We start from the raw sequence: 15,836 nt of genomic DNA on the forward strand, positions 1-15,836 counted from the left end.
GGCTTCAGACGAAGTGGGGTTGGCTTACAAGGGGGTTAATTTTTTGTACAGTGTAGTGGGTGTCCGTTTCAAAAAAGCGGGCAAAATTTATTACTTCGATCCCCTGGACCTTCCCATTGAGAAAGAAAACTGCGTTATCGTGGAGACAGCGCGGGGGGTTGAGTACGGTAAGGTTGTCGTAGGTAAGAAGGAAGTGGGCGAGTCCGATGTGGTGTTGCCGCTGAAGAAAGTCATCCGCGTTGCGGGCGATACAGATGCCCGTGTGGTTGATGAGAACAAACGTGCAGCCAAAGAAGCATTCGGTACTTGTTTAAATAAAATCAAAGACCATGGCCTCAAAATGAAGCTGGTCGATGTGGAATTTACGTTTGATCGCAATAAAATTATATTTTATTTTACAGCTGAAGGAAGAGTTGATTTCCGGGAGCTGGTCAAGGATCTGGCAAGCATATTCCGGACACGAATCGAGCTGAGACAGATTGGTGTACGTGATGAAGCGAAGATGCTTGGCGGAATCGGACCTTGCGGCCGTGTGTTGTGTTGTTCTTCCTGGCTGGGAGACTTTGAGCCGGTATCAATCAAGATGGCTAAAGATCAGAGCCTGTCACTGAATCCGACGAAAATTTCAGGGTTGTGCGGAAGACTCATGTGCTGTCTGAAATTTGAGCATGATAACTATGAAAGTGTGAGAGAAGAACTGCCAGCTGTAGGCAAATTGGTCGTCACCTCATTGGGTGAAGGAAAAGTTGTCGGAATTAATGCCGGTAGCCGCACAGTCCATGTTCAACTGTTCGACATCAGTAAAGTCAAAGAACTTCCGCTGGATGACGTCGTTATCAAGTAAACCATAAAGGTTGCTTCGGGGTGGAAACTTGGAAAAGAAAAATCTGTTTACGCACATTCATGAAATGGAAACCCAACTGGGTCAGTTGCACGGTGATTTAGGAGAGTTAAAAATGATTGTGAAGGAGCTGCTTGAGGATAATCAGCGGCTTACCATCGAGAATGAGCAGTTACGCAAACTGCTCAAACGTGAGGCTCCGGCAGATCTGCCGATCTCATCAGCACTCGCTCCTGTAGCAAGACCAGCAGGTCCGGCTACAGGCGAGGATGTTGTGGGTGAAGGGTATGATAATCTGGCTCGGTTGTATCACGAAGGCTTCCATATCTGCAACGTCTATTATGGACATTTGCGGACGGAAGGCGATTGTCTGTTCTGCCTGTCTTTTTTGAATAAATGAAGTGACCGTAGGGATCCCCTACGGTTTTTTTTCAAGGTTATAAACCTAAACTAAACGAACATGAGATATAGAGTACCGGAGGATGAGCGTAACATATGGAAGAAAATGAAGTTGTGTTACATGAGTCAGAGCGGATTGATGATCTGCTCTCTCATGATCTGAGAATCATTCAAAGTGATGAAGTGTTTAGTTTTTCGATGGATGCCGTATTATTAGCCCGGTTTGCTTCCGTACCTAAACGGGGTCGTATACTTGATTTGTGTACGGGTAACGGGGTGGTTCCCATTTTGCTTACAACGCGTACGCAGGCTAGTCTGGAAGGGATCGAGATTCAGCCACGTTTGGCTGATATGGCGCGTCGCAGTGTGCAATTAAATGCATTGGATGAGTCGATTATGATTCGTGAAGGTGATTTGCGAGAACTCGTGAAAGAAACAGGACATGCTGTATACGATGCAATAACCGTTAATCCTCCATATATGCCTCTGAATGGCAGTGATCTCAAGATGAACACACATCAGGCAATGGCACGTCATGAGATCGGATGTACCCTGGAAGAAGTGATACAAGCTTGCAGTCGACTTGTACGTAATGGCGGCAAAGTATCGATGGTTCATCGTCCACAGCGCCTTGCAGAGATTATCTCACTCATGCGCGAATATAAGCTGGAACCAAAACGGATTCGGATGGTACATCCCCGTGCTCATTTGGAAGCCAACATGGTGTTAATTGAAGGAATGAAAGATGGTAAACCGGAAGTTAGGATGCTTCCTCCACTCATTGTCTACAATGAAGAGGGGAAATACTGCGAAGAGATTATGGATATTTACTATGGTCAGCAACATGCTGAGCGTACTACGAAAGGAGGGCTTTAGATGACTTTGCATATTCAAAAAAGCTATGCGGAGCAGCCTGAAGGATCAGGCAAGCTCTATCTGGTTGGAACACCCATTGGTAATCTGGAGGATATGACCTTCCGTGCCATCAAGACATTGCAGAGTTGTGACATCATTGCAGCAGAAGATACACGCCAGACCCGAAAGCTGCTTACCCATTTTGAAATTACACCTTCGATGCTGTTTAGTTATCATGAGCATAATAAGGGGGCGAGTGGACCTGAACTGATACGCTATATAATAGAAGGAAAAAATTTGGCACTCGTCAGCGATGCCGGTTTGCCAGCTATTTCGGACCCTGGTTCTGACCTTGTACAGCTTGCACTGGAAGCTGGAATAACGGTCATTCCCATCCCGGGGCCCAATGCTGCGTTGTCTGCTCTGATCGTGTCCGGATTACCGACGGAGCGTTTTACATTCGGCGGTTTTTTGCCGCGGGAGAAAAAGGACATGCGAAAAGTGCTGGAGGCGTTTGACGAATCCAACGGGACTTTGTTATTTTATGAATCGCCTCATCGTATTCGGAAAACATTAGTCCACCTTGAAGAAATTCTGGGTGATCGCTCGATTGTCCTGGCTCGTGAACTAACCAAGCGTCATGAGGAATTCGCAAGGGGTACTGTGAGGGAATGCATAGACTGGCTTGAAGAACATCCACCTCTTGGCGAGTACTGCTTGCTGGTAGAGGGCATTAAGGAAGAGGAGCGTAAGGCTGAGCGCGAAGCATGGTGGCAGCTCATGTCACTCGCGGATCATGTCAGCCATTATGAGGGTGAAGGACATAACCGCAAAGATGCAATGAAAAAAACGGCTACCGATCGCGGTCTGGCGAAGCGTGATGTATATAATGCATTAATCGAGTAGTAATCTAACCAAATATTTTCTGTTGTGGGGAACATAACCTGAAAAGAAGCTTATATCCAACCTTAGTGGAATATTAAAAAGAGCAGAGTGGCTAAAAAAAATTCCGAACAAATTTCATCGTTCTCTCCCAGTTCGCGTGTGACAGAATCATTTTGGGTAATGGAACCCATAACAAGGCAAAAAAATACCTTCCGCGGTGGGGTTCACACCGGGAAGGTCATTAAGGAATATTAAAAAGGTTAGAAATAACAATTTAGATAAGTCCAGTATACCTGGTTTTTCTTATTTTGTCACAGGTGCAGGGATTTCGGAAATACATTCGTTACAAACAATTTTACCTTTGAAGTAAGTAACGTTCTCTGCATTACCACAGAAGATACAAGCAGGCTCGTATTTTTTCAACATGATGCGCTCGCCGTCAACGTAGATTTCCAGAGCATCTTTTTCACCAATACCGAGCGTACGGCGCAATTCAATTGGAATAACTACCCGTCCCAGTTCGTCCACTTTTCTTACAATACCTGTTGATTTCATCATTATAATCAGTGCTCCTCTCAGCTAACTATCTTTGTCATTATTCGACATTATTTTATGTTTTATGATACTCATCATACCAACGATTCCCAAATCAGTCAACCTTAAAATTAGCTTAAAATTAAGGCTGTTTTTCACAAGGTTACTGGTGGTAAGGGATTGGAAGCCGTTTTTCGCATTTAAACCTCAATGTCAGCTTTGTCGATTTGGAAAACGACAAAACTACTTCATTCGACAAAGTTCGTCATATGGTGTCGAATCTTAGATGAATCGCAGAGCTCAAAGCGTTAATATAAAAGAAATTAAAGGAGTGAGTCGACATGGAACAACGTTTAACGGAAGAGAAAGTATTCAAAGATCCGGTACATAATTATATCCACGTGCAAGATCCGGTTATATGGCAGTTAATTAACACCCCAGAATTTCAGCGTTTACGCCGGATTCGTCAACTGGGTACTTCTTACCTTACCTTTCACGGAGCAGAGCATAGTCGGTTCTCACATTCACTAGGTGTTTATGAGATCACACGCAAGATCATCTCTCAATTTGAAAGAAGTCATTATTCGGATTGGCCGAAGGAAGAAAAGATTGTAGCTCTGTGTGCAGCTCTACTTCATGATCTCGGGCATGGGCCATTCTCTCACTCCATCGAGGAAGCTTTTGACATGAATCACGAAGATTGGACTTGTCGCATTATTACAGGTGATACCGAAGTAGGGGCGATCTTAAGACGGTATGCTCCTGATTTTCCTGAGAAAGTAGCGTCTGTCATTCAAAAAACGTATGAAAAGCCGATTGTGGTGAACTTGGTGACCAGTCCGCTTGATGCAGACCGAATGGATTATTTGCTCAGGGATGCCTATTTTACAGGTGTAAATTACGGCACGATTGACCTTGATCGTATCCTTCGGATGCTGCGTCCTTATCATGGGCGGATTGTAGTCAAGGAGTCAGGCATGCATGCTGTGGAGGATTACCTAATGTCTCGGTATCAGATGTATTGGCAGATTTACTTCCATCCGGTAACTCGTAGTTCTGAAATTATATTGCGGCAAATATTCAAGCGAGCGAAAACACTCCTACAACATGGTTTTCAATTCCGCTTCATGATTGATCCACTCCCTCAATTATTTGAAGGAGAATTATCCGTGGATGAATATTTGCAGTTGGATGAAGCATTAATTCAGACGGCATTTACGCAGTGGCGCAAGGAGGACGATACTGTTCTGAGTGAGTTATGCGAACGTTTTATGGATCGCAAGTTATATAAGTATGTAGAGCTTGAACAGGTCGACTTGACAATGATGGAAGAGATTCGGGAAGCTTTTGTACAGGCTGGCCTCGATCCCGAATATGATCTTGAAATTGATTTTCCTTCGGATAATCCGTATGATGTGTTTCGTCCGGATGAATCCACAGATAAGCAGATTCTTCTTCTGGATCGACAGGACAATTTACGTGAGTTGTCAGAAGTATCTGACATTGTCCGTTCCATCAGTGGGCTTCACCGAGGGAAACATCATTTGTATTACCCGCAAAACAAGGTGGATGCGATTATTCACGAATTACCGTCACATATACGCCCCTATTTCTTGTAATCGTGTGGGTATAATCCGATGAAGAATTTCGATATCAAAACACTTTCTAAAAGAGCTATTTTCCATGATACAGTAATCTGCTTTAATGGGGAGTATATGTAGATCGACATAATTTTGTAAATGCAAGCAGGCAGAATGAGCACAATTAGCAATATATAGATCAGAATATCCGTATATCTTCTATATATTGTAGTTGTGAAGAAACAAACGTAATGATGTAATACACAGATTACCCAAAATGTTTTATGTATGAGTCATTAAATTATTGAATTTTACAAAGTGGATTTTGAAAAAGAAGATAGTCGTTATTTCGACATGAAGGGAGATACAGACATGATGCTGTTCGACACACATACACATCTGGATGCACCACAATTCGACGAGGACCGCGAGGAAATGATTCAGCGTGCTGTGGATGCAGGAGTTGGTCGCATGATCAACATTGGCTTTAACCGGGAGACAATTCCAACCACAATGAAACTCGCTGAAACATATGACTTTATATATGCAGCTGTAGGGTGGCATCCCGTAGATGCGATCACAATGCAGGAGGGCGATTTGGAGTGGATTGCATCTTTATGCAAGCATGAAAAAGTGGTTGCGATCGGTGAGATTGGATTGGATTATCACTGGGATACTTCACCAAAAGAAATACAGCATCGCGTATTACGACAACAAATTGCTTTGGCGCGTGAAGTGAACATGCCAATTGTCATCCATAATCGGGATGCGCATGAGGATATCATAAGAATTTTGCGTGAAGAGAAGGCGAGTGAAGTTGGTGGTGTGATGCACTCGTTCTCGGGCAGCTGGGAAACAGCAAAAAGTTGCCTCGATATGGGCTTCCATCTCTCCTTCGGAGGACCGATCACATTCAAAAATGCAAAGCAACCCAAAGAGGTGCTGGAGAAGGTTCCTATGGACCGGTTTTTCATTGAAACAGATGCTCCATATTTGACACCGCACCCTTATCGTGGGAAGCGAAATGAGACAGCGCATGTACGTCTGGTTGCAGAGGCAGCTGCGGAAATTAAAGGCATTTCGGTGGAGGAAATTGCTGCAATAACAACCAAAAATGCCATGGAACGATTTGGGATTCGTTAAAAAAACGAGCAAATGAGGTGAAAAAGGCAGGTAAGCGGAGGTAATTTGCCCTTTGATCCAAATAAATCAAGAATATTACAATATTTTAACCAAATATTCAGAAAAACGTACTTGATCAACGCTTTACAACATGCATCAAAACAGGATATCATCTTTTCAGTGAATTGTTGTGCGGAAAATTGGACAGATGTTCGGGGGATGAACAAAGGGACACTTTCCGATGAAACAACATTACTTTCATGAATCAGTCTCGCTGAGTCTCCGTTAACGGAGAGCGGGGGAACCAATAGGGCTTAAACATCGGTGTATTTGGCCGATGCGCAACGTTCGCTGACCCAAAAGCAGCGAAGGGAACTGCGAAGCCGTATTTGATTTCTTCTTTGGGTCTCGGGGTGAATTCAAGGGCGTCCGCCATGAGCGGGTGACCCAAGATAGGGCGGCTCTCTTTCGCCCGAACCCGACAGCTAACCTCGCAAGCGGAAAAAGAGAGGCAACCTCGTGCATGAATTTCCGATATTCAAAATCATTCGGAAGCCACGAAAGAGTTCCTCTTACACTCTTTCTTTGGCTTTTTTGTTTTTGAATAAAAGAAATATTGTCATCATACGGTAGGTATTCAGGAGGATGACATCATGTTGCGAAGATTGATTCATGGTGCAGAACCGGATTATGTTGGTCCAATCTGTGTTCTGTAGAAAATTTGGTATAGTCACGTCAAAGACATCATGCATTACTTTAGACGGCGAGGCTATGAAGGAGGACGGAGAAGTGGGCACATTCCAACCAGAAGAGACCCATGAGTCACGATCATCCAGTAAGTCTTTCGCGTTGCGGTGGAAGCATGAGAACATGCGTCAAATGGCATTGATCGCGATTTTCTCAATTGCGCTTACAATCATGATCTTGTTAGTCGTTTACGGTCAGGCCGGGAAACAAATTTCACTGGTTATTGATGGCAAAGCTCAGGTGGTAGAGACTCGTACAGGAATGCTTCAGGAAATGCTGGAGGAGCAGTCGATCACAGTCAGCCCTCACGATAAGGTATCCATGTCCATGAATGGGGCGTTAACAGATGGAGACCGAATCGTTATTGAGCGGGCCGTTCCAGTTAACATTACGGCAGACGGAGACACCAAGACTCTGTATACAACCGATTCATCGGTAGAAGATGCAATTCAAAAATCAGGTATTCAAGTTGAAAGTAATGATAAAGTGTATCCGGCGCTTGGAACTGCTATCAAAGCGGAGATGAAGATTCGTGTAGTGCGCGTAACAAAGCGTACAGTGGATGTAGAGCAACCGATCGCTTACAAAGTCATCAAAACGGCTGACCCTAGCTTGTACAAAGGTGATAACCGTGTCGTTGTGAACGGCAAAGAAGGCACAATTGTACAGCATATCGAAAAGGTATTTCAGGATGGAGAATTGGTCTCCAAAAAAATGGTCGGCAAATCTGTCGCTAATAATCGTGTAGATAAAGTGATCGCTGTCGGCACAAAAGCAAAACCGGTCGTGAAAGAACCTGAGATTCAGACCGTATCGGCTCAAACTTCAACAACCAAAAAGGCTACAACAACGAACTCGAAGAAAACATCTGCCTCGGGCAGCAAAGTGATTACCGTATCCGGGACTTCTTTTAAATACTCCAAAGTACTTAAAAATGTATCCATGACTGCCTACTCTTCCGAAGAGCCTGGCATTGGAACTAAAACAGCTTCCGGGACTCGTGTAACGGAAGGACGCACCATTGCGGTTGATCCCAAAGTCATTCCAATTGGCTGGTGGGTATATATCGAAGGTCTGGGATTCCGTCGTGCGGAAGATACAGGCGGTGCCATTAAAGGCAACAAAATTGATGTGTATTATGACAGTGTGAAGCATGCCCTGAATTTTGGACGTAAGAAAGGCAAGACGGTCTACGTGATCGGTCCGGTGAAGCCGGAAGCGAACTAAAATCGTTTTACTTTGAAATGGGAATGCTATAAAATAGTTGCATGAATGATTCATGCGGAATATGCGGCGGAGGAGTCTGAATTCAGTCTCCCCCGCCGTTTGGCAGAGAAGAGGATATTCCTCTTCTTTTTGCGTTAGAAAGGAAGAAATGGAACATGATAAAAGAAGTCATTGTGGTGGAAGGCCGTGACGATACGGTAGCTATCCGTCGGGCCGTGGAAGCCGATACCATAGAAACAGGTGGATCAGCAATCAACCAACGCATTCTGAAGCGGATTGCGCTTGCTCAGGAGAGACGGGGAGTCATTGTACTGACAGATCCGGATCATGCTGGCGAACGCATTCGAAAAATTATTGCGAACAAGGTGCCAGGCTGCAAACATGCCTTCATTCCGGAAGCCGATGCAACGCGCAAAGGGGACATTGGGGTGGAGAATGCCTCACCAGAGGCGATCCGTCATGCTCTGGCGCGCGTACATACTTCATACGAAGGTGCTCCGAGCCTGATCGATTGGGAGGACCTGATCGCGGCAGGACTTATTGTGCATCCGCAGGCTGCTGCACGTCGCATGGAGATGGGCAATCTGCTGGGCATCGGATATTGTAACGGAAAGCAGTTCCACAAACGTCTCAGTGTATTTCAGATTACACGGGAAGAATTCTCTACAGCATTAGCGCAAATTGAACGTGAAGGATTGTGAGCATATGAAGAACATGGAAGAGACGATTGAAATTGCAACGCCCAAGCGTACGAAAGAGATTATTCAAAGACACGGATTCTCATTTAAGAAAAGTCTGGGTCAGAACTTTCTGATCGATCAAAATATACTAAACAAAATCGTTAATGCAGCCGATTTGGACGAGTCCAAGGGTGCGTTAGAGATCGGGCCGGGTATTGGAGCCCTTACGGAGCGACTGGCTCGGGTAGCCGGTCCTGTCACAGCCGTAGAGATTGATCAGCGCTTGATCCCAATCCTGGGAGAAGTGATGCAGCCTTATTCGAATGTACGTGTTCATCATGGGGATGTGCTGAAGCTTGATCTGGCTGAGTTGTTTAATACGGATTTTGCATCCGTGGACAAAGTCAGTGTCGTGGCTAACCTGCCTTATTATGTAACGACTCCAATCATGATGAAACTGCTGGAAGAGAAGCTGCCGGTAGACAGCATTGTTGTCATGATCCAAAAAGAAGTGGCTGAACGCATGGCTGCTGCACCAGGATCAAAAGACTACGGTAGTCTAAGCATCGCAGTTCAGTACTACAGTATGCCGGAACTTGTGTGTATTGTGCCTCCTACGGTCTTCATTCCGCAACCTAATGTGGAATCAGCTGTCATTAAGCTGAAAGTGCGTGAGCAGCCGCCAGTGGAGATTCCGGATGAAGCACACTACTTCGAAGTGGTACAGGCTTCTTTTGCCCAGCGGAGAAAAACAATCTCAAACAACTTGAAAGCACGTTTCTTCACAAAGGAGAACCGGGAACAGGCAGACATTCTGCTGGAGCAGGCAGGTATTCAACCGTCCCGGCGTGGAGAGACATTGAGTCTGCAAGAGTATGCCACACTCAGCACCGTAATGTGGGAAGCAGGGGTACGTGCAGCGCTGTAAAATTTGAATGAACCAAACCGGGTCTCTGCCCATACGATGGGGTAGAGGTGATTACGTTGATGAATATCGGAGACTTGGTCGTTCGGAAGTCATACGGCGGCGATGTGACTTTTCGGGTGGAAGGCCTCCAGTTGGATGCTGCGGTCATTAAAGGGACTGAGTTCCGGCTGATTGCCGATTCCCCGGTGGACGATTTGATACAGGTTCCCTACGAACCACAAAGCGCCAAGACCAGACAGGCGCATATTAAAGCACATCAGACCCTGTCCCGTCTGCAGCAGAATCGTATGGAACAGGCTGAGCGGAATCGTGAAGGTCTGGTACAGGATTGGTCTGCCCAGCAGGAACCGGCTTATTTTGAAATGCCTGGAAAGGTGCTTCATCTGGATGGAGATCCGAACTATTTGAAAAAAAGTATGGATCTCTATGAGCAACTTCGTGTACCCGCAGAGGGACAGTATGTCCATGAATCGGCAATGGCAGATACCTTATACCGCTTATTACCCAAAGTACGTCCGGATATCGTAGTTATTACGGGTCATGATGGGGTGTTAAAGACACGTCAGCCCTATGACTTATATAGTCTTGGTAGCTACAAGAACTCGCAAAATTTTGTATCGGCCATTCAGGTGGCCAGACAATATGAACGCCATCTGGACGCCCTCACTATTGTTGCAGGGGCCTGTCAGTCCCATTTTGAGGCACTGCTGCGCGCTGGAGCAAACTTTGCCAGTTCCCCAGGCAGAATTCTCATTCATGCACTTGATCCGGTCTATGTGGCAGCCAAGGCCTCCTTTACTTCTGTGCGCGATACGGTCAACATGAGTGATGTTCTGCACAATACCATCAGTGGTAGCCAGGGTGTGGGTGGTGTCGAGACACGGGGGAGTTACCGGGTAGGTCTGCCTGGGCTGAATGATTTATCTACGCTAAAAGTGAACCCGTCGGCAGTCTGATGTAGGCCATTTAAAGTCCCAATTTGGGGCTTTTTTTGTTTGAAAAAAAATTCATTGACAACAACTTTTTGATGCTGATATAATAATTAGTTTTGATTTGACAATGACTGTAAAATCCGGTATAATGGACAAGAAAAGAGGTGGTCGTCGACAATGGCTAAAAACACGCTGTTGGATATCAAACGCAATCTCGATGCACATATTGGTCAGAAAATTATGTTGCGGGCTAATGGTGGCCGCCGTAAGACCATTGAGCGTACGGGTGTATTGGAAGAAACGTACCCTTCTGTTTTTATTGTTAAGCTTGATGAGGAGCAAGAAACCTTCAAGCGAGTATCTTATAGTTATGCGGATATACTTACGGAATCGGTGGAAGTCATGGTTTATGACCCGGGCAGCCAGACGCATAGCTCCTATATGGAGACGTAAGTATCGATTTACAGGCGATTCGCCCCACAAGGCGGATCGCTTTTTTGTTTTTTTAAACACCAATTCTCCTTCTAACGTAACCCATACATACTCAGGAATGAGCGAGGAACGGTCGCGGCATACTATATGGACAGGTGAAGGGACAGTTTCTTAAGCAATGCAGGAAACTGAATATGGCCTGGTGACAAAATGTCCAAAACGTGAACGAACAACGAACTCATCACATTATGAAGGATACTTTGGAGGAGGATGGTTCATGAGTCGCAGAAGAAGAAGTGTCATGTCAGAGGATCTGAAGAATGAGCTCGCGAAAGACCTGGGCTTCTATGATACGGTGCAACAGGAAGGTTGGGGCGGAATTAAAGCCAAGGATGCAGGAAACATGGTGAAAAGAGCCATTCAACTTGCTGAGCAGGCTGCCCGCAAATCTTAATCCGGTTCAAGCAGACTGTAAAGCGGGGAAATCCGTCAGGAATAACCCCGCTTTTTCCCCTTAGATGCGGAATACAAATGACTTGACAGCCCCATTTTGATATAATATGTTAAGTTGTCTTAGGGAAAAGGTGAGGACGGGTGAACGCCTTGAAAATTTACGAAAAAGCGCCTGCTAAAATTAATTTGATGCTGGACGTTTTACATAAAAGAAGCGATGGTTTCCATGAAGTTGAAATGATCATGACCATGGTCGATCTGGCTGATCGGCTGGAAATGTCGGAGCTGCCGCGAGATACTATTTTCATCTCCAGTCAGGCGGGTTATATCCCGCTCGACGAGAAGAATCTGGCTTTCCAGGCAGCCAGACTCATTAAGGAACGCTATAACGTGCGTACGGGCGTCCACATTCATCTGGATAAAAAGATTCCAGTTGCCGCCGGACTCGCCGGCGGCAGCAGTGATGCAGCAGCAGCGCTGCGTGGATTGAACCGTCTGTGGCGGTTGAATATACCGGATCACGAACTTCAGGAGCTTGGGGCTGAACTTGGGTCGGATGTTCCATTCTGTATCACAGGAGGGACTGCACTCGCTACAGGCCGTGGTGAGAAGTTAACTCCCATTCCTAATCCGCCGCAGTGCTGGGTAATTCTGGCCAAGCCTCCGATTAATGTGTCTACAGCCGATGTGTACGGAAGGTTCCGCAGTGACAAGATTGTTCGTCATCCGAGTGCAACTAAAATGGAGCAGGCTATACGCAATCAATCATTTACGGAAGTCTGTGACCAGATGGGCAATGTGCTTGAAGATGTAACGTTGAAGCTGTATCCGGAAGTTCAGCATCTGAAGGATGCCATGATTCGATTGGGTGCAGACGGCGTGTTAATGTCTGGTAGCGGTCCCACGGTATTTGGCCTGGTTTCCAAAGAATCCAAGGTTGCCCGGATATACAATGGTCTGCGTGGGTTCTGTAAAGAAGTTTACGCTGTGCGTATGTTGACGTGAAATTCGCTTTTATAATGTACAAACACGTATAAAGGTGTTATATTCTTAAATAATTATTCGGATTTGGATGTTTCCGTGATCGTGAGGATGGATCTCTGTGAAGAAGTTAAAACGAAGCGCAAGGCTGGTTGAAATGACGCAATACTTATTGTCCAGACCGCATACGGTTATTCCGTTGACCACATTTGCCGAACGTTATGGTGCCGCAAAGTCTTCAATTAGTGAAGATTTGGCGATTATCAAGGAAGTGTTCGAAGAAGGTGGGTCAGGAGAACTGCATACACTGGCTGGAGCAGCCGGGGGAGTAAGATGGATTCCGAAGGTATCCCGAGAACTGGCATTGGCATTTGCGGAGCGGCTCTCGACCCAGCTCGCGCAACCTGATCGGATCTTGCCTGGAGAATACCTGTACATGTCCGACTTGCTTGGTCAGCCCGCATTGATGAATGAAGCCGGCAAGATTTTTGCAACGGCCTTTGGCAATATGAATATTGATGTGGTTATGACGGTAGAAACCAAAGGAATTCCATTGGCTTATGCGACCGGAGCCCAGCTCAACCTGCCTGTCGTGCTCGTACGCAGGGACCATCAGGCTACAGAAGGATCGGCCGTAAGTATCAATTATGTATCCGGGTCCCACAAAAGTCTGCATACCATGTCCCTCTCTCGTAGGGCGATGCGTGAGCATTCCAGAGTACTTATTGTGGATGACTTCATGAAGGCCGGGGGTACGGTGCAAGGAATGATCGATCTTTTGGCCGAGTTTAATGCTACAGTAGCCGGGGTAGGGGTACTGGTGGAATCTGGTTCTGTGGATTCAGAAGAACGCCTGTTAACAGATTACGTATCTCTGGCGAAACTGACAGCGGTTGATGCCAAGAGCAGACAGATTTCCGTCAAGCCTGGCAACTATTTTGACCTGTAGAAAGATGACGAATGTTATGTCGTTAAAAGGTCTTTTCCATCGACCTGGCACTAACGTTGTCGAATTGTGTATTAAATAAAAAAATTCCTGAAATTAGGAAATTTTTGTGGTTATAAAAAGAAGGAGTTCGTATATGCTGTGTGGAATTATACACCAAGTTCTGATGGAAAAAGGTGGTGAACACACACATGCAAATTACGGATGTCAGACTCCGCCGTGTTAACTCGGAGGGGAGAATGAAGGCTATCGCATCCATTACCATCGATAACGAATTCGTCGTTCATGACATTCGTGTCATTGATGGTAACAACGGAATGTTTGTTGCTATGCCGAGCAAACGTACTCCTGATGGAGAGTTCCGTGATATCGCCCACCCGATCTCTTCCGGTACGCGTGAGAAGATTCAGGCAGCAGTTTTGACTGAATACGATCGTGCGGCAACTGAGGAAGAAGTCATTGAAGAAGGTGCCTGAGAACATTATTGGGGTTCGAAGGAAAAGAGAGCCATGTCTTATGGCTCTCTTTTCTTTTTGACCGGAATAAGATATATTCAGTATTGAGTTTATTAGCAGAGAACAAAAAGCGCATCGTGCGCTTGGTGGCAGGGCGGCATCTTAGGAATCATTGGGATTCGGTTAAGCTCGCAGGTACACGGCGTATACATATAGGTCACGATTCGTTGGTGTCCGCGTTGTTACGTGTGATTACAGAGACAGCAGGCGATGAACAGGACCGGCTTGAAGCCGGCTGAACGATACTCATTGGATATAGATCAGCAATGCATTTCAATGGGATTTTCAGAACAGGAGGTCGTTAATTTTGAAACGAATGGCAATCGTTCTTGCCGCAGGGCAAGGAAAACGAATGAAATCAAAATTGTACAAAGTACTGCATCCCGTATGCGGTAAACCTATGGTTGGACATGTGCTGGATGCAGCACTCAGCGCAGGCGTTGAACGCAGTGTAGTTGTAGTCGGTCATGGTGCCGAAGCGGTGCAGTCATTTTTGGGTTCCAGAGCGGAGTATGCACTTCAGGCGGAACAACTGGGTACAGGTCATGCAGTGAAGCAGGTTAAATCCTTGCTTGGCGGTGAAACTGGCTCTACGATTGTGGTCTGCGGAGATACACCACTTGTGACCAGTGAGACGTTGGAAGGTCTGATGAAGTTGCATGAGAGCAGCGGAGCAGCAGCCACAGTTCTTACGGCTCAGTTGGACAATCCCAAAGGTTATGGCCGCGTCATTCGCGGAGAAGATGGATCTGTACAACGGATTGTGGAACAAAAGGATTGCACAGAGCAGGAAGATGCTGTGAATGAGATTAACACAGGCACATACTGTTTCGATAATGCAAAATTGTTCGCTGCCTTGGAAAAAGTGACGAACCAGAACGCTCAGGGAGAGTATTATCTCACAGACGTAGTTGGCATTTTCCGCAATGATGGAGAAGTGGTTGAAGCTTACATGTCGGATGACATCGCAGAATCCATCGGGGTTAACGACCGACTTGCACTTTCGCAAGCCGAAGCCTTCATGCGTGAACGTCTTGCCGTACGCCATATGTTGAACGGTGTGACAATCATTGATCCGTCATCGACATATATCGGAGCGGATGTTACGATTGGATCAGATACAGTTTTGTATCCGGGGACAATCCTCAAAGGCACAACTTCCATTGGTGAAGCATGTCATATTGGTCCTCAGGCAGATGTGGAAGACAGCGTTATTCAGGACGGAGTTACGATTAAACATTCGGTAGTATCCAATGCCGAGGTTGGTTCTGATGCAACGGTAGGCCCATTTGCTAATTTGCGTCCAGGGACCAAACTGGGTCGCAACGTAAAAATTGGTGACTTTGTTGAAGTGAAAAATGCTACAATTGATGAAGGATCCAAAGTATCTCATCTCAGCTATATTGGGGATGCCAAAGTAGGGAAAAACGTAAATGTTGGATGCGGGGCAATAACTGTCAATTATGATGGTTATAATAAAGCTGTGACAACGATTGAAGATGATGCTTTTGTAGGTAGCAACGTCAATCTGATTGCACCGATTACGGTAGGAAAAGGCGCTTATGTGGTTGCTGGCTCTACCGTTACCCATTCCGTTCCCGAGAATGATCTGGCCATTGCTCGTCCACGTCAGGAGAATAAACCTGGTTATGCGGAGAAGATTCGCGGACGTGCCAAAGCCAAGAAACAAAATGCCAAACCCCAATAAGGGGTTTTGATAACAAGATTGCCTCCCGAAGATCGGGGAGGTGCCGACATGTCGCAGACGCTTATTGATTC

18 protein-coding genes and 1 riboswitch are annotated in these 15,836 nt (G+C 45.9%); of the genes, 17 read left to right on the plus strand and 1 reads right to left on the minus strand.

Annotated elements, in window-relative coordinates; genetic code table 11:
• Nucleotides 1–43: 43 nt before the first annotated feature.
• From MHI52_RS00115 to rsmI, 4 genes are all read left to right on the plus strand, one after another.
• The gene (locus MHI52_RS00115; RefSeq protein ID WP_017691387.1) at nucleotides 44–844 is read left to right on the plus strand and encodes a stage 0 sporulation family protein; all 801 of its coding nucleotides are present in this window, start codon (nucleotides 44–46) and stop codon (nucleotides 842–844) included.
• Nucleotides 845–872: 28 nt separating this feature from the next.
• On the plus strand, nucleotides 873–1,241 hold the full coding sequence (gene yabA / locus MHI52_RS00120; protein WP_017691386.1) for a DNA replication initiation control protein YabA: 369 nt from the start codon (nucleotides 873–875) through the stop codon (nucleotides 1,239–1,241).
• A 95-nt stretch (nucleotides 1,242–1,336) separates the two neighbouring features.
• On the plus strand, nucleotides 1,337–2,116 hold the full coding sequence (locus MHI52_RS00125; RefSeq protein ID WP_036606131.1) for a tRNA1(Val) (adenine(37)-N6)-methyltransferase: 780 nt from the start codon (nucleotides 1,337–1,339) through the stop codon (nucleotides 2,114–2,116).
• Nucleotides 2,117–3,001: a 16S rRNA (cytidine(1402)-2'-O)-methyltransferase gene (rsmI, locus tag MHI52_RS00130; protein ID WP_036606130.1), complete on the plus strand. Its 885-nt coding sequence runs from the start codon at nucleotides 2,117–2,119 to the stop codon at nucleotides 2,999–3,001. It abuts the gene before it with no gap.
• A 282-nt stretch (nucleotides 3,002–3,283) separates the two neighbouring features.
• On the opposite strand, the gene MHI52_RS00135 is transcribed toward rsmI, so the two are convergent.
• Entirely contained in the window at nucleotides 3,284–3,538 is a 255-nt protein-coding gene (locus tag MHI52_RS00135) for an AbrB/MazE/SpoVT family DNA-binding domain-containing protein (protein ID WP_024633700.1), read from the minus strand.
• Between the two features lie 317 nt (nucleotides 3,539–3,855).
• On the opposite strand from MHI52_RS00135, the gene MHI52_RS00140 reads away from it, so the two are divergent.
• From MHI52_RS00140 to glmU, 13 genes are all read left to right on the plus strand, one after another.
• On the plus strand, nucleotides 3,856–5,133 hold the full coding sequence (locus MHI52_RS00140) for an HD domain-containing protein (protein WP_036606129.1): 1,278 nt from the start codon (nucleotides 3,856–3,858) through the stop codon (nucleotides 5,131–5,133).
• A gap of 333 nt (nucleotides 5,134–5,466) precedes the next feature.
• Nucleotides 5,467–6,237 (plus strand): TatD family hydrolase, encoded by a 771-nt coding sequence (locus MHI52_RS00145; protein WP_340984877.1) that lies wholly within the window; start codon nucleotides 5,467–5,469, stop codon nucleotides 6,235–6,237.
• 241 nt (nucleotides 6,238–6,478) lie between these two features.
• Nucleotides 6,479–6,732, plus strand: a riboswitch (cyclic di-AMP (ydaO/yuaA leader).
• A gap of 273 nt (nucleotides 6,733–7,005) precedes the next feature.
• Complete coding sequence (locus MHI52_RS00150) at nucleotides 7,006–8,190, plus strand: 3D domain-containing protein (RefSeq protein ID WP_074092915.1); 1,185 nt, start codon at nucleotides 7,006–7,008, stop codon at nucleotides 8,188–8,190.
• A gap of 155 nt (nucleotides 8,191–8,345) precedes the next feature.
• Nucleotides 8,346–8,891, plus strand: a complete 546-nt coding sequence (rnmV, locus tag MHI52_RS00155; protein ID WP_017691379.1) for a ribonuclease M5 — start codon at nucleotides 8,346–8,348, stop codon at nucleotides 8,889–8,891.
• A 4-nt stretch (nucleotides 8,892–8,895) separates the two neighbouring features.
• A complete protein-coding gene (gene rsmA, locus MHI52_RS00160; RefSeq protein ID WP_100528122.1) occupies nucleotides 8,896–9,798 on the plus strand; it encodes a 16S rRNA (adenine(1518)-N(6)/adenine(1519)-N(6))-dimethyltransferase RsmA in 903 nt (300 codons plus the stop codon).
• A 59-nt stretch (nucleotides 9,799–9,857) separates the two neighbouring features.
• Nucleotides 9,858–10,754, plus strand: a complete 897-nt coding sequence (gene yabG, locus MHI52_RS00165) for a sporulation peptidase YabG (protein ID WP_017691377.1) — start codon at nucleotides 9,858–9,860, stop codon at nucleotides 10,752–10,754.
• A 153-nt stretch (nucleotides 10,755–10,907) separates the two neighbouring features.
• Complete coding sequence (gene veg / locus MHI52_RS00170) at nucleotides 10,908–11,183, plus strand: biofilm formation stimulator Veg (protein ID WP_017691376.1); 276 nt, start codon at nucleotides 10,908–10,910, stop codon at nucleotides 11,181–11,183.
• Nucleotides 11,184–11,439: 256 nt separating this feature from the next.
• Nucleotides 11,440–11,616, plus strand: a complete 177-nt coding sequence (locus tag MHI52_RS00175) for a small, acid-soluble spore protein, alpha/beta type (RefSeq protein ID WP_017691375.1) — start codon at nucleotides 11,440–11,442, stop codon at nucleotides 11,614–11,616.
• 149 nt (nucleotides 11,617–11,765) lie between these two features.
• Nucleotides 11,766–12,620, plus strand: coding sequence for a 4-(cytidine 5'-diphospho)-2-C-methyl-D-erythritol kinase (ispE, locus tag MHI52_RS00180; protein ID WP_076254660.1), 855 nt, complete (start codon nucleotides 11,766–11,768; stop codon nucleotides 12,618–12,620).
• A 97-nt stretch (nucleotides 12,621–12,717) separates the two neighbouring features.
• A complete protein-coding gene (gene purR, locus MHI52_RS00185; protein WP_017691373.1) occupies nucleotides 12,718–13,545 on the plus strand; it encodes a pur operon repressor in 828 nt (275 codons plus the stop codon).
• A gap of 188 nt (nucleotides 13,546–13,733) precedes the next feature.
• A complete protein-coding gene (gene spoVG / locus MHI52_RS00190) occupies nucleotides 13,734–14,018 on the plus strand; it encodes a septation regulator SpoVG (protein ID WP_017691372.1) in 285 nt (94 codons plus the stop codon).
• A gap of 83 nt (nucleotides 14,019–14,101) precedes the next feature.
• On the plus strand, nucleotides 14,102–14,296 hold the full coding sequence (locus MHI52_RS00195; RefSeq protein ID WP_124118801.1) for a hypothetical protein: 195 nt from the start codon (nucleotides 14,102–14,104) through the stop codon (nucleotides 14,294–14,296).
• A gap of 77 nt (nucleotides 14,297–14,373) precedes the next feature.
• Nucleotides 14,374–15,765, plus strand: a complete 1,392-nt coding sequence (gene glmU, locus MHI52_RS00200; protein ID WP_260633062.1) for a bifunctional UDP-N-acetylglucosamine diphosphorylase/glucosamine-1-phosphate N-acetyltransferase GlmU — start codon at nucleotides 14,374–14,376, stop codon at nucleotides 15,763–15,765.
• The last annotated feature ends 71 nt before the right edge of the window (nucleotides 15,766–15,836 follow it).

This window comes from Paenibacillus sp. FSL H8-0283 (assembly GCF_045040675.1).
GTDB classification, from domain to species: Bacteria; Bacillota; Bacilli; order Paenibacillales; family Paenibacillaceae; genus Paenibacillus; species Paenibacillus amylolyticus.

Excerpts from the sequence above, each read along its gene's own strand:
- MHI52_RS00145 (WP_340984877.1), top strand. The coding sequence starts at position 5,467 with ATGATGCTGTTCGACACACATACACATCTGGATGCACCACAATTCGAC.
- MHI52_RS00125 (WP_036606131.1), top strand. The coding sequence starts at position 1,337 with ATGGAAGAAAATGAAGTTGTGTTACATGAGTCAGAGCGGATTGATGAT.
- MHI52_RS00175 (WP_017691375.1), top strand. The coding sequence starts at position 11,440 with ATGAGTCGCAGAAGAAGAAGTGTCATGTCAGAGGATCTGAAGAATGAG.
- rsmA (WP_100528122.1), top strand. The coding sequence starts at position 8,896 with ATGAAGAACATGGAAGAGACGATTGAAATTGCAACGCCCAAGCGTACG.
- rsmI (WP_036606130.1), top strand. The coding sequence starts at position 2,117 with ATGACTTTGCATATTCAAAAAAGCTATGCGGAGCAGCCTGAAGGATCA.
- MHI52_RS00140 (WP_036606129.1), top strand. The coding sequence starts at position 3,856 with ATGGAACAACGTTTAACGGAAGAGAAAGTATTCAAAGATCCGGTACAT.
- veg (WP_017691376.1), top strand. The coding sequence starts at position 10,908 with ATGGCTAAAAACACGCTGTTGGATATCAAACGCAATCTCGATGCACAT.
- rnmV (WP_017691379.1), top strand. The coding sequence starts at position 8,346 with ATGATAAAAGAAGTCATTGTGGTGGAAGGCCGTGACGATACGGTAGCT.
- yabG (WP_017691377.1), top strand. The coding sequence starts at position 9,858 with ATGAATATCGGAGACTTGGTCGTTCGGAAGTCATACGGCGGCGATGTG.
- spoVG (WP_017691372.1), top strand. The coding sequence starts at position 13,734 with ATGCAAATTACGGATGTCAGACTCCGCCGTGTTAACTCGGAGGGGAGA.
- glmU (WP_260633062.1), top strand. The coding sequence starts at position 14,374 with ATGGCAATCGTTCTTGCCGCAGGGCAAGGAAAACGAATGAAATCAAAA.
- MHI52_RS00135 (WP_024633700.1), bottom strand. The coding sequence starts at position 3,538 with ATGATGAAATCAACAGGTATTGTAAGAAAAGTGGACGAACTGGGACGG.